We start from the raw sequence: 14,215 nt of genomic DNA, 5'->3' as shown, positions 1-14,215 counted from the left end.
GGGGAGATGCGGCGCGTGACGTGGCCTTCCGCTTGGGGGCCAAGCTGATTTAGGCCGGAAAACAAGTCAACACAATTTCAGAATTGATCAATATATTTCCTCGGCTGAAACCAATTCGGCCTTTTTCGCCGATTTCGGTTCACAAATGATCTGCGTGCTAGAGATCGCCGGGGACCAGATCGCCCCATTCCTCATGGATGTGTTCGATGAAATGCAGCCGCTCGATCGCGTCCTCGCCGATCCGCAGGGCGACCGCCGAGCAGAGATAGGTGATCAGCGAGACCGGAGCGACAACCGACTCGTAGACCGACACGCCCCGCGTGCGGCAGCGCAGCGTGACATTGGCGACCTCGGCAGAGCCGCGCGCGGCCTGGTCGGTGAGATAGATCACCTGGACGCCGGCGCGGATCGCCGAACGCATGATCGAGCGCAGATTGCGCGTCTTGCGCCCGACCCCGAGCGCCAGCATGGCGTCGGTCGGGCTGATCGAGGCAAACTCCTCAGGCACCGAGAAGCCGCCGATCGGGATCATGCGGATGTCCGGCTTGATGCGGATGAGCAGAGCCCGGGCGAAATGGGCGAGCGGATAGTTGTCGCCGAAGCCGACGACCCAGAACTTTTCCGCTCGCGCCAGCAAGTGGATAGCCATGTTCAGCTCGTCGCTGCGCAGCGTCTCGATGGTGCGCACGAGGTTCTGCACATCGCCGGCAAGATGGTCGGCCAGCTGGCCGCGCCCAACCTTGCGCTCCAGCTTCTCCGGCCGCGACCGCGGCTCCGGCGCATTGCTGCCCTCGCGCGCCTTCTTCTGGGCCGTCTTGAAGCTCGCATAGCCGAGCCGACGGAAGAAGCGCGCGGTGGTGGCCTTGGAGACGTTCGCCTTCCCGGAGATCTCCGTCGCCGAATGCAGTCCCAGCAGGTCGGGATTCTCCAACAGGAGATCGGCCAACCGGCGCTCTTGGCGAGTCAGATCGTCATAGCTCTCGAGGATGCGCTGGGAGAGTGTCGCTTCGGCCATGGCGTTTTTTCAAATCTGAAACCTGACAACCGGTCTTACGCCGGTTCGGTCCAGATTTGAAGTGCGCGCTTTCCGACCCGCGCGGCATACCGGATCCGGCCGGGATCGATCAGTTCGGGGACGTCGCCCCCCCCCCGACGCCCTTCCCCTTTAATCGGCGAGCATCATGGCGTGGGCGCCCATGTAGCCGATCGGGATGACGGAGCCTGGGCGAGCGTGGCGACGGGATCGTCGTCGGCGATCAGCGCGGTCGGTCCGCCATGCGACCGACCGTCGTGTCTCGACGACGCGTCACACGACCTTGCCGGGATTGAGGAGGCCGTCCGGGTCGAACAGGCCTTTCAGCTGCCGCATCGCCGCCAGCTGGTTTTCAGTCCGACAGCGGGCGAGCCATTGACGCTTGATGGTCCCGACGCCGTGCTCGGCCGTCACCGTTCCGGACCATTCGTCGACCAGCCCATAAACCACCGTCTCGATGGCGTGGGCACTGCAGGGCTGTTCGTGGCCGGTGGCGACGAGCAGATGCAGGTTGCCGTCGCCGATATGGCCGAGATGAAGGCTGCGGCGAACGCCAAGGCGGCCGAGGGCCGCATCGCAGGCCTCGACGAAGCGGCCGAGCAGCCTCGGCGCGATGCCGAGATCGAAATTGATGTGGGGGCCGAGGGCGGGATCGACATCGCCGACGGCCTCGCGGACCGACCAGATCGCCCGTGTCTCGGCCAGCGATTGGGCGATGACGCCGTCCTCGACCCGTCCGGCCTGGAGATGTTCGCCGAGCCATCCTTCGAACGCGGCCTCGCCGTCGGACCGGTCGTGCGCCGTCTCGACCAGGGCATAGATGCCGTGCCGACCGGCCAGCGGTGAACGGGCCAGCCTAGCCTCGCCGCAGACGAAATCCCAATAGGACGGCCACATGCCCTCGAAGGCGACCAGATCCGCACCGAAGTGCCGGCGCGCCGAGGCGAGCAGCGACAGCGCAGTGTCGAAACCGGCGAGACCGAGAAGCGCGGTACTGGTCCGCACCGTCGCCGGGACCAGACGCAGAATCGCCCTGGTCACGATGCCGAGAGTGCCCTCGCTGCCGATGAACAGGTGCTTCAGATCGTATCCCGCGTTGTCCTTCAGCAATTCGCCGAGGCCGTCCAGGACGGTACCGTCGGGCAGCACAACCTCCAGACCCAGGATGTGCTGGCGCGTCATGCCGTGGCGGACTACGCGGATGCCCCCGGCATTGGTGGCGATCGTCCCCCCGATCGTGGCTGAGCCACGCGAGCCGATGTCGACCGGATAGTCGAGGCCGACCGCGCGGGCCCGTTCCTGAACCGTTTGCAGCGGCGTGCCGGCCCAGACGCACATCGTCATGGCATCCGGGTCGACGGCGATCACGCCGGACATCCGCTCAAGCGACAGGACAGCGTTGCCATCGAGGCAGACCGCACCGCCCGAGAGGCCGGTGCGGCCGCCTTGGGGAACAATCGGCAGGCCGTGGCGGCGGCAGATGCGCAAGGCGTCGGCGACGGCGTCGGTATCGGTCGGACGCAGCACCGCCACCGGAACGGCACCGGGCTCTCCCGACAGGTCGGCCGCATGGCGGGCGCAATCGGCCGGATCGACGATGAGGCCGCCGACGCCGAGCCGTCCGAGAAGATCGTCGATGGCGGGATGTCGCGTCGTCATTGTTCCCCTCATGTCGGGTGGTGCCGCGCAACGGCTGCCAGTCGACCCGAATGTTTCCCTTGTGACCTCAAATGATTGCATTATATTCGCCGATGACGTGGCAACAGCATGCCAGAAGTGTATCGATGGCCATCAGCACAAACCTCGCTCGACTCCCCAGCCTTCGCTACTTCATCGAGGTCGCCCACTACGGTTCGTTTCGCCGTGCGGCCGAACAACTCAACATCGCTCCGTCGGCGATCAATCGCCAAATCAGCAATCTTGAGGCAACGCTCGGGGTGCAGCTGTTCGACCGGGAGCGCGGCCGGACCGGCTTGCGACTGACCGAGGCGGGACGGATCCTGCAGCATCGCGTCGCCTCGATCATGAACGAGTTGGTGATCGTCGGTGAGGAGCTGAACGAGCTGAAGGGCTTGCAACGGGGCCATCTGCGGCTGGCGGTCAACGAGGTGGTGGCCAGCGATCTGCTGCACGGGTTGATCGCCAACTTCCACAGCAATTTCCCGGATCTGACCTATGCGGTCATGGTGGAGAACACGCCCGAGATCGTTCGCCGACTGCAGGATGGCGACGTGGACATCGGCATCGGGTACAATTTCCCACCGACCGCGGACCTCGAGGTCCTGTCGACGCTGAAGCGCGAGACGTGCCTGATCACGTCGCTGGACCACCGGCTGGCGCGCCGGCGGCTGGTCCGGCTGGACGAAATCGCCGGCGAGAAGTTCATCTTTCCGGACAAGTCGCTGGCGCTTCGCCGCATGCTGGACGACACCTTTGCCAAGGCGCAGTTGAAGGTGCACCCGGTCATGGAAACCAATTCCTTCACGCTGTTGCGTCAAATGGTACAGAACGGCCTTGGGGTCAGCATGGTGATCGGCCAGTTCCTGCAATATCATCCGGAACGAATTTCTTTCGTTCGGGTCGACAACACGGCGATCGGCAGCGGTCTGCTGTCCTGTTGTAGAGTGGCCGGTCGCACGCTGTCGACGGCGTCGCGGGCGTTCTCGGCGAGCGTGAAGACACTGTTCAGTCAGTATGGTGCCTGACGCGGCAAGCGACGCTGCCGGGCCGCGTCGGGTGTCGATCATCGGGCCGCAAGTTCCTGAATGAGGGACCTGAGCAGGAACTCGCGACGGGCCAGCGCGGAGACCGCGATATGCTCCGCGGGCGAATGCCAGGCATTGCCGATCGCCCCGAGGCCGTCGAGGGTCGGAGTCCCGACCGCAGCGGCGAAATTGCCGTCGCTCCCGCCGCCGCTGCGCGTCTCGACGAGCGGAACGCCCAGGCCCTGGTTGATGCGCCGGGCGACGGCGAAGAGATCCAGGGTTCCCGGGGTCCGGGCCAGGCATGGCTTCTCGATGCCGCCGCCGACCTCGATGCGGATGTCCGGATCTTGCGGCACGAGGCCTCGGATGCGGCGGTCGATCGCCCGGCCGATCCCATCGTCCACGAAGCGGACGTCGATGTCGCAGCGGGCATGGCCCGCGACGACATTGGGCTCGGTGCCGCCGGCGATGCGGCCGACATTGAGGGTCGTCTCGGTCGCCGGGTCCGTCAGCGCGTCGAGGGCGACGATCGTGCGGGCGAGTTCGGAGATGGCGCTACGGCCGTCGGCATGGGCGGAGCCGGCGTGGGATTCGCGGCCGAAGATGTCGATGCCGTATTGGGCTCGCCCCTTGCGGAAAGTCAGGACTTCGTCGCCGCGCGCGGGCTCTGGCACCAGCACGCACGCGGCCCCGCGCGCCTCCCGCTCGATCAATGCGTGTGAGGTCGGCGAGCCGATCTCCTCGTCGGTGTTGTAGATCAGCGTTACCGGCCCGCGCAGGCCTTCCGCGCTGCCCAGAATTTCGCGCAAGGCAGCGAAGGCAAGAAAGGCGCCGCCCTTCATGTCCGCGATGCCGGGACCGTAGAAGCGGTCGCCGTCGCGCCGCATCGGCAGCGAGCCGGGCGGGCAGACGGTGTCGAGATGGCAGGTGATCAGGACGCCCCTGCCGGCGCCGGCGCCGCCGGCGAAGCGTGCGATCAGATGGTCGCCCATGCCGTCACGGCCGGGGATGCGCTCCAGCGCGGCGCCGAGCGGGCGAAGATCGTCGGTGATCCGGTCGAGCAGGCGCCCGATCTCGACAACGGCGCCGGTCGGAGTCTCGATCTCCACCCAGCGGCGGAGGCCGGCGAGCAGGACCTCGTTGTCGAGCAGATTCGGCGCGGGGTCAGCTGAGACTGTCGGCATGATCGCGCCAGATCGAGGGTTGGAGTTTCAGGGTCGAGGCGGCGGGGAAATGCGCGGCCCAATGCGCCGCGATCTCGCGACTGCTCGCGGCGAACACGTTCGGCATGGTCGTGACCTCGCGCAGGAAGGTCTCCAGCATCGTGAAACGATGCCCCCAGCCGGAGCGCGCGGGCGAAACCGTCATGGGGAAATAGCGTCCCCGGCGGTACTGGGCGGCAAATTCGGCGCGCCAGTTGCGCAGCAGTGGCGCCGGACGCTCCAGACCGGTGCCCTCGTGGGGAAACATCAGAAAGTAAGTGTCGTCCAGATGATAGTAGTAGGGCAGCGTCAGCAGCGATCGCGGACCGGCCGGGTCGGTGACCCAATAGTAGGGCAGGTCGTCGGCGAGGCCGTTGCCGACGTAAAGGAAGCCCTGCTCGATCGCGAGATCGATGGTCTCGCGGCGCAGGCTGCCGGTCGCGAAACGGTCGTCGGGGCGCGGCAGGCCGTACCAGCCGTCGGGGCGCCGACCGATCGTCTTCTCGATGGTCTCGGTCGTCCGCCGCATCCGCCAGGCTTCCTCCTCCACGGAAAGATCGGACGGGTCCTCACCGAGGAGGCCCTGGGCGGCGATCTCGTGGCCGGCGGCCGCGATGGAGCGGATCGTGCCCGCATAGGCCTCGGCGACCAGGGCCGGCACCGTGAAGGTGGCGGCGAGGCCGAGCGCGTCGAACAGCTTGAGAAAGGCGTCGAGGCCTTCATGCATGCCGAAATGAAACTGCGGAGAGCCGAGATCCTTGGCGTCGATGCCGCGGCCGCCGCTCGCCGGATTGAGGTTGACGACCAGATTGAAGCCGATCCTCGCGCCAGAGGGCCAAGAGATCCTATCGTCGAAGACCGTCGTTTCGTCGGAGCTGGTGTAGTTGTCTTTCCAGGGCATCTTGCCGCTCACATCGCTTGCTGGACGGATTGCACGGGATGGTTTTCGAACACGTGCGCCGCGAGTTCGCCGCAGGTCGGGAACCAGACGCCCGGCAAGGTCTGCATGCGTCGGATCAGGCGTTCGAGCATGTCGACGCGCAGCGCGTGGCCGGAGACGAAGGGATGGAGCAGGAAATTGAGGTAGCCTCCGGCCTTGTATTGGTGCTCGAAGGCAGCCCACCAGATCTCGAACACCTCGTCGACGTCCATGATGCGCTGCGCGGCGTTGGGGGTCGCGAGCCAGCCGAAGCTGAAATACATCGCGTCATCAAGGGCATAGTGGAAGGGCAACTGCAGCATCGCATTGCCGCCGGTCCCGTCGAGCTCGTAGAAGAGCCGGTAGAGGGCGGAGGTGAAGGAGTTGTAGACGATGCCTTTCCGGCGCAGAAGCGCCGGGGTATGGCTGCTGCGGGTGCCGGTGATCGGTCGGCCGGCGATCGCCTGCAGGGCCTCGATCGCGCGGCCGAGATGGGCCTCCTCGCGCTCGGGATCCTCGGGGACCTCGTGCTGCCACATGTGGTCGGCCAACTCGTGGCCGGCCGCAACGGCCCGTTGCAGTGCGGCGGGGTAGAGTTCGCAGATCCGCCCGGGCGTGAAGAGCGTGACCTTGACGCCGTTGGCGTCGAACATATCGAGCAGCCGCCAGACCCCGACGCGGCCGCCGAACTCGCCCTTGGCGCGCTGGCCGGCCGGTTCTTCGAGCAGCCGGCGCAGCAGCATGGCGTCGAAGTCGAGCGTGAAGTTGACCGCGATGCGGACACCGGCCGGATAGCGGAAACCGTCGATCGGCAGACGCCGCGCGCGCTGGCGGGCCGCGACCGCGAGGAGGTGGGCGAACTCCGCCTCGGCTGGCCTGCCCTCGGATTGGATCGTCATGGTGTGATGTCTCCTCGTGGGGTCTCCGGCCGGACGCCGACCGGCGCCCGCTCCCGGATCGCTTCGCCCCGGGCGGCGAGTTGCGCTTCAGCGGCCCTGAGGCCGGAGACGACAGGGTTGATCACCGGGATGCCCGCCGCGGCGCCGAGCCGATCGGGCAGGCCGGGGGCGAAGGACATGGCGAGGCAACCGAGAACCAGCACGTCGGCCCCTTCGCTGCGGCATGTGCGGGCCTGGGCGACGATGGCGGGCAGGTACCGATCGGGGTCCCGGACCAGATCCCGAACGGTGCCGCCGACCAGGACCTCGGAGAGGAACATCGGTTCGAGCCCCATGCCGCGAATTCGGCGGCGCAGGCCGGGTGGGGTCGGGTCGGACGAGAGGACGGAAAAGCGGTCGCCGATCGCGGCCGCCTCCAGAAGCGCCGCCTCGCCGGGGCCGAAGACCGGCAATCCGGAGATCTCCTGCAGCGCCTCGGTCGCCGGGTCGCTGAAGCAGCCGATCAGCACCGCGTCGTAGCCGTCGTCGCGCCAGCCGAGGGCAGCGTCCTTGAGCGCCGGGAAGACCATCGCGATGTCGGCGGCGGATTCCACGGCCGGCGGACCCTCCGACGGCGAGGCGATGTCGACCTCCAGGCCGGGCGCCCAGCTGCGCAGCATCTCCAGGCGGCGGGCGACCTCCGCCGGGCCGGCCGTGCGATGCAGCGGACTGACCAGCTGGTAGAGCAGGCGAATGCGGTTCGACATTGCGGTCATGGATCGCTGGAGCCCGTTGACGACACGAGGGAAGGACTCAAAAGGCCCGTTGGAGGCCGACGAGCCGCTGGACGAGGGCGACCCCGATAAGGGCGAGGAGAATGGAGAGCGTCGCGGCGGCGGCGGCGGTCGGCTTGAACTCGTAGGTGAGGAAGTCGAACAGCGCCAAAGGCAGCGTCGTGCCGCCGACCGGCTTCAACAGCAGCGACATGGTGTAGAGATCGAAGCTGTTGATGAAGGCGAAGATGGCGCCCATGACGAGCCCGGGCCGGACCAGCGGCAGGGTCACCAGCCGGAACGTCTGCCAGCCGGTGGCGCCGAGGCTCGAGGACGCTTCGCCGAGCGAGGGCGGGACCTGGCGCAGTGCCGCGGAAATCGACACGTAGGCGTAGGGGAACGACATCAGGATATGGCCGATTTGCAGCCCGAGCAGGCTGCGGCCGAGACCGATCTTGTAGAGGAAGAACAGCAGGCCGACCCCGGTCAGCAGTTCCGGCACCAGGAGCGGCAGCACCATACCGATCTGGAACCAGCCGCCGAGCTTGCCCGCCACGGCCTGGCCGGCGAGCGCCGCCATCATGGCCATGATGCTGGTGACGACCGCCGTGATCAGGCCGACGCGCAGGGAGACCAGGAGGGCGGCAACGAGGTTGTCGCGCTGGAAGAACTGCCCGTACCACTGCAGCGAGAAGCCGCGCGGCGGAAACTCGATCAGCATGCCGGACGTGAAGGAGGCGCCCACGATGGTCACCAGGGGCGCCAGCAGGAAGACGTAGAGCAGGACGACCAGCAGTCCGAAGCCGTAGCGTGCGGCCGGAGCGTCGCCGAAGGGGGTCGCAGCCGCGGTCACGCGCGCACCCGATCGAGCAGCCGCCAGGTGGCGAGGGTGAAGACCGCGACCACCAGAAGGGTGGTCAGCGAGAGCCCAATGGCGAGCGTGGAGCCGAGCGGCCAGCGGAAGGTGCCGGTCAGTTCGGCGATGATCTGCGTCGGCATGTAGGTGACCATCTGGCCGCCGAGCAGGGCGGGGGTGACGTAGGCGGCGATCGCGAGCACGAAGACGAGGGTCACGCCGGCCTGGATGCCCGGGAAGCTCAGCGGCAACACGATGTCGCGGAAGGTGGCGGACCGCGAAGCGCCCATCGAGGCGGCCGCCTCGACGAGGCTCGGCGAGATGTTGCGGATGGCGTTGTTGATCGGCAGCACCATGAACGGCATGAAGACGTGGACGAGCGCCAGGACCACGAGACCTTGCGTGAACAGGAGCCGCAGCGGCCGGTCGACGAGGCCGAGGCCGAGGAGCGACTGGTTGAGCGGCCCGTTCAGCGCCGCGATGATCATCCAGCCGAAATTGCGCACCAGCACGCCGGTCATCAGCGGCGAGGCGATCAGCGCGTAGAGGATGACCATCTTCAGCCCATCGGCTTTGGACAGGTGCCAGGCGACCGGGTAGCTGACGATCAGGCAGAGGACCGTGACGGTGGTCGCAACGAGCAGCGAACGGCCGAGGGCCCCCCAGTAGTAGGGATCGCCGAGGACGCGCCCGTAATGCATCAACGTGTAGTCGTTGCCGAACGGCTCAGTGACGCCGGGCGTGCGGAAGCTCATCTCGACCATGTTGGTGATCGGCAGGATCATGAACACGAAGATCAGCGCCACGGCCGGCAGACCGAGCAGCAGCTGCAGTCGCGCCGCGCGTCTCATGCCGGCACCTTCGGCATGGCCCAGGCGTGGGTGCAGTCGATGACGACGCCGGCGTTCTCGCCGGGCACGACGCGGGCATTGGGCGGCGCGGCGAGCTTCAGGATGTTGCCGTCGTGGAGTTCGATCTCGCAATGCTGAGAGGCGCCCAGGAAGGCGCATTTGGTGACAATGCCGCGGAAGGCGGCGGTGTCGCCGGGTGCGGCGAGGCGCAAGGCCTCGGGCCGGAGCAGCAGTTCGACATCGCCGGCCGTGCGGGCGGCTGGGGCGCAGTCGACCTCCAAGTCGGCGCCGCCGACGCCGACACGCATGCGCGTCTCGCCGGCCGGCACCGCAGTGCGGCAGGTGAGGATATTGGCCTCGCCGGTGAAGTTGGCGACGTAGCGCTCGGCCGGGCGCTGATAGATCTCGCGAGGGCTGGCGAACTGTGCCACCCGGCCGGCCTTCATCACCGCGACCATGTCGGAGATCGCCATGGCCTCCGACTGGTCGTGGGTCACGTAGAAGGCCGTGATGCCGGATTGCTGCTGCAGGTCTCGCACCAGCCAGCGCACCTCGTCGCGCAGACGGGCATCGAGATTGGCGAGCGGTTCGTCGAGGAGGAGGAGCCTCGGCTTGAGCACCAGGGCACGCGCCAGGGCGACGCGCTGCTGCTGGCCACCCGAGATCTCGCGCGGCAGGCGGTCTTCTAGGCCGGTGAGGCGGACCAGCCGCAACACCTCGACCACGCGGGCGTGGATCTCGGACTTGGCGCATTTGCGCAGCTTGAGACCGTAGCCGACATTCTCGGCTACGGTCATGTGCGGGAAGAGGGCGTAGTTCTGAAACACGACGCCGAAGCCGCGGCGGTTGGAGGGGATAGACAGGATGCTCTCGCCGTCGATCCGGACGTCGCCGCCGTCGGGCTCGAGAAAGCCCGCCAGACAGCGTAACGTGGTGCTCTTGCCGCAGCCCGATGGGCCGAGCAGCGTCACCATCTGGCCCGCGCGCGCCTCCAGCGAGACGCCGTCGAGGGCGACGACATTCCGGTACTGCTTGCGCAGATTCTTCACCTCCACCGTGGCCATGGCTCAGATCGTACGGTCCCAGAGGTCGTTGAGCTTTGGGATGAGGGCGAGCGTCTCATCCCAGTCGAAGCGGATGGCCTTCGACACGATGTCCGCCTGGAGCGGCCACTTTTGCAGGGAGGCGGGCAGCTTGACGGTCTTGTTGGTCGGGGCGATCAGCCAGTTCTCCGCCATCCAGAGTTGGATCTCGGGGCTCAGGACGAAGTTGATATAGTCTTCGCCGAGTTTTTTGTTTGGATGGCTCTTGAATACGCTGAAGGAGTGATCGAAGACAAACATGCCTTCCGCCGGGACGACGTAGTCGACCGGTATGCCCTGCTCCTGCATGGCCTTGACTTCGCCGATGTCGATCGGCGCCACCGCAATCTGACCCTGGGTCATGAGCGGGGTCAGCTGCGCCGAATAGCCGATCTGCGGAAAGGGAGCGAGTTCCTTGAACTTGGCGACGGCTGTCGCGACATCGCTGCGGCCGGAACCGAAATGTTCGCCTGCCCACAGCGCCATCATTGTGGCGGCCGAGTTGGTGATCTTGTAGAGGCCGAGCTTGCCGCGGAAGCGCGCATCCCACAGGTCGGCCCAGCCCTTCGGCGGCCGGTCGACCATGTCCTTGCGGTAGGCGAGGACGAGCGGCGCCAGCATGCCAGTGACCGCGGTCTTGCCTTTGAGGATCGCGGGCTCGATCAAGTCGGCCATATTGGGAACCAATGCCGGCGTCAGCTCCTCGAAGAAGCCGTCGTTGCGGATCATCGCCGTGTATTTCTCGTTCAGCATCACCGCGGGGAACGGCGGGCGATCGGGACCGGCTGCGCGGAAGTTGGAGATCCAGCCCATGCCGAGGCCGATGTCGAGATCGAACGGCTTGCCGATCTGCTTGGCGAATTTCGGCATGACGAACTTGCGCCAGTCGTCCTCCCAGCGGCCACCGAACATGTTGACGATGAACTTGTCGCTCTGGGAGAAGGCGGGAAGGTCGAAGGCGGCAAGCCCGGCGAGGCCGGCGCTCGTCTGCAAGAAGCTGCGGCGAGTGAAGTTCATCTGCGAGTTCCTTCGGTTGTGGTTCCCTTCCGGGTCTTGGCGGTCCAGTCTTCGCTCTGCCAGCCGGGTGAGACGGACGGATCCGGCGAGCGGTCTCCGACGCGTGGTCAGCTCATGTCGACATGATCGGGGTCGAGCCTGAGATCGATCAGCCGCACCCCGCCGCCCCGGCCGGCGAGCGCGACGGCGGCGGCGAGATCGTCCGTGCCGCGCACCGTCACGGCCGCCGCGCCGAGCGCGGTGGCCACCGCCGCGAAATCGGGCGACGGGATCAGCGACAGGGCCGGATCCATCGTCCGGTTGGTGAACTGGACGTGTTCGGCGCCGTAGCTGCCGTCGTTGCAGATGATGACCACCAGGTCGAGCCGCTCGCGCACGGCGGTCGAGAGTTCGGCGAAGCCTGACAACTGAAAACCGCCGTCGCCGACGATCAGAACCGTCTGGCCGCGGGTGGCGCACGCGGCGCCGATGGCCTCGCCCAGGCCACAGCCGATCGAGCCGAAATGGCTGGTGTAGACGAGGCGGTTCGGCGCCGTGACGGGAAGCGCGCGCCAGCCCGACGTGACGAAGCGACCAAGATCGGCGACCAGGGTGCGGTCGCGATCGATGGCGCGGTCGAGGGTGCGCAGGGCCGGCACGAAATCGACCGTTCCCGGCCTGGTCGGGCGGAAGGCGGGGATCTCGGCGACGGCCGCGCGGTCTCTTTCGAGCGCCTGCCTCAGGTCCTCGTCGGCGAAGCCGCTCGGCGGGATCTCGGCGAGATCGAAGCGCTCGACCATGACGCAGGCGGTCTTCGCGGCGTCACCGTGGAGGAGAAGGGTCGGCCGGTTGCGCCGATCGTTCGGCTTGTCATCGGGCAGGATCTGGACGATCCGCTTGTCCCGCGTGTAGGCGCCGGTCTCGGTGGTGTGCTTGCTGAGGCTGGCGCCGAAGGCGACGATGCAGTCCGCTCGAAGGATCGCGTCGACGGTCGCCGGCCGAGACAGGCCGCCGAACACGCCGAGGTCGAACGGATCGTCGTGGAACAGGCCGGAGGCCTTGAGCGTGGTGGCGACCGGCGCCTGGAGCCGGCGGGCCAGCGCCAGCAGGGCGTCCCGCGCGTCGATGGCGCCGCGCCCCGCCAGGATCAGCGGGCGGCGCGCCGAGGCGATGATGCCGAGAGCGTCGTCGAGGGCGTCGCCGTCGGGTGCGGCGGCGCGCTCCGACGGGGGGAACCCGACCGCCGGGGCCCCCTCGGCGGCGGCGGTCCACTGCAGGTCCACCCGCATGTTGAACACGACCGGGCGGCGTTCGGCGGCGGCCTGCCGGAAGGCATGGGCGAGGTCGGCGCCGGCGGTCGCGGCCGAGGCCATCTCGACGAAGCCGGCGCCGGTGGCGTCGACGATCTTGCGCTGGTCGATCTTCTGCAGGTGCTGGGTATCACCGGGCGGCGTGTCGCCACAGACGAGAACGATGGGAATGCCACCCTTGACGCCTTCCACCAGCGCGGTCACCACGTTGGTGAGCGCCGGGCCATGCGTGATGGTGGCGACGCCGGTGCGGCCAGAAACCTGCGCATAGCCGAGAGCGGCAAGAACCGCGGCGGCCTCGTGCAGGCAGGCGACGTAGCGGCCCGATCCGGCGCGTACGAAGGCGTCGGTCATGAACAGATTGGCGTCGCCGACCAGCCCGAACAGGGCCTCAACGCCCTGCCGCGCCAGCGTTTCCGCCAGAATCTGATGAACGGTCTTCGGCGCGCGGGCAACGATCATGAGGGATTTCTCGCTCGGCCGGTTGAGGCGAAACCGGCGGTCCACGACATTAAGGCAGCTCGGAAATGGAAACAAAAGCGCAAAGCGGCCGCGAATAAGTTGCGCAAATTAGATCATAGATCGAGGTCTGGTGATCCCGGTCCGAGGGTGGCGCTGGGGGTGGCGGGTGATGGCCCCCCGGAGACTGAGGTCGTTCCCGAAGCCCGACGGGCAGCCAGGCTCGGTTCGCCCTGAGGCAGGACGAGCCCGATGATGGGAACGGGGACGGGGACGGGGAAGCGGTCCGCTGCGGAGTTCACGGCGAAGGTCGCGCCGGACGCGATCCGTGGAGAGCAGACGATCACGCAACCGGCGGATCGACTACAACACCACAAGGCCGCACTCGAAGCTTGGATGGCAGACGCCGATGGACTTCGCGGCCACGTTCCACCCGCGGCGGGATCAGACGCTACGAAGCGTGAATAGCTCTGCGTCAGCCCTCGACGCTCAACCCGGCCGGGAGGGCCAATCCAACCGCCGGAACGAACTCAAGGCTGGATAGAAACTGGGGGCAACGTCATCGGGACTCCATTCGAAAGCTGGTCGCAAAATCGAATTGGTACAAAGCTCGCCGTTCTCAAAGTCGGCTGAATTCAGCCAGTTCCCGAGCTGTGTTCTAAAGACGCGAGGTACATAGGTCCGGAGAATTCAGGCCTCAGACGGAGAATTTGGCTCGGCCAGCAAGGCCGCTAGTTCACGGCCTTCCGTCATATCCTTCGGGATTAACGAAGTTTTCCCGCCCAAATCACGGGTGGAGAAACTATTTTTGAGTTGATTGGCGGAGAGAGCGGGATTCGAACCCGCGATACGGTTTCCCGTATACACACTTTCCAGGCGTGCGCCTTCGACCGCTCGGCCACCTCTCCAGTCCATAGAGGCGCCTAATTAGGGGATGTCGGGGCGGTACGCAAGGCGGTTTCATGCGGTTGTCGTCTATTGCGGCGAGCGGGTCCCGGGATCGGGAAGTCGGGGCGGGTGGAATGGCGGATCCCGGCGGTTTCCGGTCGACACGGCGGGAAATCCAGTCCAAGAGAAGCCCGCCGGGACCGTCCCGGCGGAGGGGACCGGGTGGCGCTGCATCCGGCCCGGCCGGGTCCGAACAGCGCAGG

12 protein-coding genes, 1 tRNA gene and 1 pseudogene are annotated in these 14,215 nt (G+C 67.0%); 2 read left to right on the top strand and 12 right to left on the bottom strand.

All coding sequences use genetic code 11. The features are described 5' to 3' along the window. Window positions 1–157: 157 nt before the first annotated feature. Window positions 158–1,015: a MurR/RpiR family transcriptional regulator gene (locus tag KL771_RS15820; protein WP_261969505.1), complete on the bottom strand. Its 858-nt coding sequence runs from the start codon at window positions 1,013–1,015 to the stop codon at window positions 158–160. Window positions 1,016–1,306: 291 nt separating this feature from the next. Next, complete coding sequence (locus KL771_RS15815; protein WP_261969504.1) at window positions 1,307–2,692, bottom strand: FAD-binding oxidoreductase; 1,386 nt, start codon at window positions 2,690–2,692, stop codon at window positions 1,307–1,309. A gap of 125 nt (window positions 2,693–2,817) precedes the next feature. Here KL771_RS15815 and KL771_RS15810 point away from each other — a divergent pair, with 125 nt between their 5' ends. Continuing rightward, complete coding sequence (locus tag KL771_RS15810; protein WP_054359437.1) at window positions 2,818–3,738, top strand: LysR family transcriptional regulator; 921 nt, start codon at window positions 2,818–2,820, stop codon at window positions 3,736–3,738. Window positions 3,739–3,776: 38 nt separating this feature from the next. On the opposite strand, the gene KL771_RS15805 is transcribed toward KL771_RS15810, so the two are convergent. From KL771_RS15805 to KL771_RS15765, 9 genes are all read right to left on the bottom strand, one after another. Then, complete coding sequence (locus KL771_RS15805) at window positions 3,777–4,922, bottom strand: M20 family metallopeptidase (protein WP_261969503.1); 1,146 nt, start codon at window positions 4,920–4,922, stop codon at window positions 3,777–3,779. Then, on the bottom strand, window positions 4,903–5,841 hold the full coding sequence (locus KL771_RS15800; protein ID WP_261969502.1) for a polysaccharide deacetylase family protein: 939 nt from the start codon (window positions 5,839–5,841) through the stop codon (window positions 4,903–4,905). The genes KL771_RS15805 and KL771_RS15800 overlap by 20 nt, the downstream gene beginning before the upstream one ends. 8 nt (window positions 5,842–5,849) lie before the next feature. Further along, window positions 5,850–6,758: a polysaccharide deacetylase family protein gene (locus tag KL771_RS15795; RefSeq protein ID WP_261969501.1), complete on the bottom strand. Its 909-nt coding sequence runs from the start codon at window positions 6,756–6,758 to the stop codon at window positions 5,850–5,852. Then, a complete protein-coding gene (locus tag KL771_RS15790) occupies window positions 6,755–7,513 on the bottom strand; it encodes an aspartate/glutamate racemase family protein (protein ID WP_261969500.1) in 759 nt (252 codons plus the stop codon). Before KL771_RS15790 ends, KL771_RS15795 begins: the two co-directional genes overlap by 4 nt. Before the next feature lie 37 nt (window positions 7,514–7,550). Continuing rightward, on the bottom strand, window positions 7,551–8,363 hold the full coding sequence (locus tag KL771_RS15785) for an ABC transporter permease (protein WP_261969499.1): 813 nt from the start codon (window positions 8,361–8,363) through the stop codon (window positions 7,551–7,553). After that, window positions 8,360–9,217, bottom strand: coding sequence for an ABC transporter permease (locus KL771_RS15780; RefSeq protein ID WP_261969498.1), 858 nt, complete (start codon window positions 9,215–9,217; stop codon window positions 8,360–8,362). The genes KL771_RS15785 and KL771_RS15780 overlap by 4 nt, the downstream gene beginning before the upstream one ends. Next, the gene (locus tag KL771_RS15775; RefSeq protein WP_261969497.1) at window positions 9,214–10,281 is read right to left on the bottom strand and encodes an ABC transporter ATP-binding protein; all 1,068 of its coding nucleotides are present in this window, start codon (window positions 10,279–10,281) and stop codon (window positions 9,214–9,216) included. Before KL771_RS15775 ends, KL771_RS15780 begins: the two co-directional genes overlap by 4 nt. Window positions 10,282–10,284: 3 nt before the next feature. After that, window positions 10,285–11,316 carry an extracellular solute-binding protein gene (locus KL771_RS15770; protein WP_261969496.1) on the bottom strand — a complete coding sequence of 344 codons (1,032 nt, stop codon included), beginning with the start codon at window positions 11,314–11,316 and terminating at the stop codon, window positions 10,285–10,287. Window positions 11,317–11,423: 107 nt separating this feature from the next. Beyond that, window positions 11,424–13,067, bottom strand: a complete 1,644-nt coding sequence (locus KL771_RS15765; RefSeq protein WP_261969495.1) for a thiamine pyrophosphate-binding protein — start codon at window positions 13,065–13,067, stop codon at window positions 11,424–11,426. A 352-nt stretch (window positions 13,068–13,419) separates the two neighbouring features. Here KL771_RS15765 and KL771_RS15760 point away from each other — a divergent pair. After that, window positions 13,420–13,608, top strand: a pseudogene (locus KL771_RS15760) (IS3 family transposase); the annotation flags it as partial. Between the two features lie 274 nt (window positions 13,609–13,882). Here the strand turns inward: KL771_RS15760 and KL771_RS15755 are convergent. Next, window positions 13,883–13,972, bottom strand: a tRNA-Ser gene (locus tag KL771_RS15755). Window positions 13,973–14,215: the final 243 nt, after the last annotated feature.

Source organism: Prosthecodimorpha staleyi (genome assembly GCF_018729455.1).
GTDB classification, from domain to species: domain Bacteria; phylum Pseudomonadota; class Alphaproteobacteria; order Rhizobiales; family Ancalomicrobiaceae; genus Prosthecodimorpha; species Prosthecodimorpha staleyi.
The sequence above is the reverse complement of the archived record's forward strand: the minus strand, read 5'-3'. Positions and strand labels throughout refer to the sequence as shown.

Excerpts from the sequence above, each read along its gene's own strand:
- KL771_RS15820 (WP_261969505.1), bottom strand. The coding sequence starts at position 1,015 with ATGGCCGAAGCGACACTCTCCCAGCGCATCCTCGAGAGCTATGACGAT.
- KL771_RS15815 (WP_261969504.1), bottom strand. The coding sequence starts at position 2,692 with ATGACGACGCGACATCCCGCCATCGACGATCTTCTCGGACGGCTCGGC.
- KL771_RS15810 (WP_054359437.1), top strand. The coding sequence starts at position 2,818 with ATGGCCATCAGCACAAACCTCGCTCGACTCCCCAGCCTTCGCTACTTC.
- KL771_RS15805 (WP_261969503.1), bottom strand. The coding sequence starts at position 4,922 with ATGCCGACAGTCTCAGCTGACCCCGCGCCGAATCTGCTCGACAACGAG.
- KL771_RS15800 (WP_261969502.1), bottom strand. The coding sequence starts at position 5,841 with ATGCCCTGGAAAGACAACTACACCAGCTCCGACGAAACGACGGTCTTC.
- KL771_RS15795 (WP_261969501.1), bottom strand. The coding sequence starts at position 6,758 with ATGACGATCCAATCCGAGGGCAGGCCAGCCGAGGCGGAGTTCGCCCAC.
- KL771_RS15790 (WP_261969500.1), bottom strand. The coding sequence starts at position 7,513 with ATGACCGCAATGTCGAACCGCATTCGCCTGCTCTACCAGCTGGTCAGT.
- KL771_RS15780 (WP_261969498.1), bottom strand. The coding sequence starts at position 9,217 with ATGAGACGCGCGGCGCGACTGCAGCTGCTGCTCGGTCTGCCGGCCGTG.
- KL771_RS15775 (WP_261969497.1), bottom strand. The coding sequence starts at position 10,281 with ATGGCCACGGTGGAGGTGAAGAATCTGCGCAAGCAGTACCGGAATGTC.
- KL771_RS15770 (WP_261969496.1), bottom strand. The coding sequence starts at position 11,316 with ATGAACTTCACTCGCCGCAGCTTCTTGCAGACGAGCGCCGGCCTCGCC.
- KL771_RS15765 (WP_261969495.1), bottom strand. The coding sequence starts at position 13,067 with ATGATCGTTGCCCGCGCGCCGAAGACCGTTCATCAGATTCTGGCGGAA.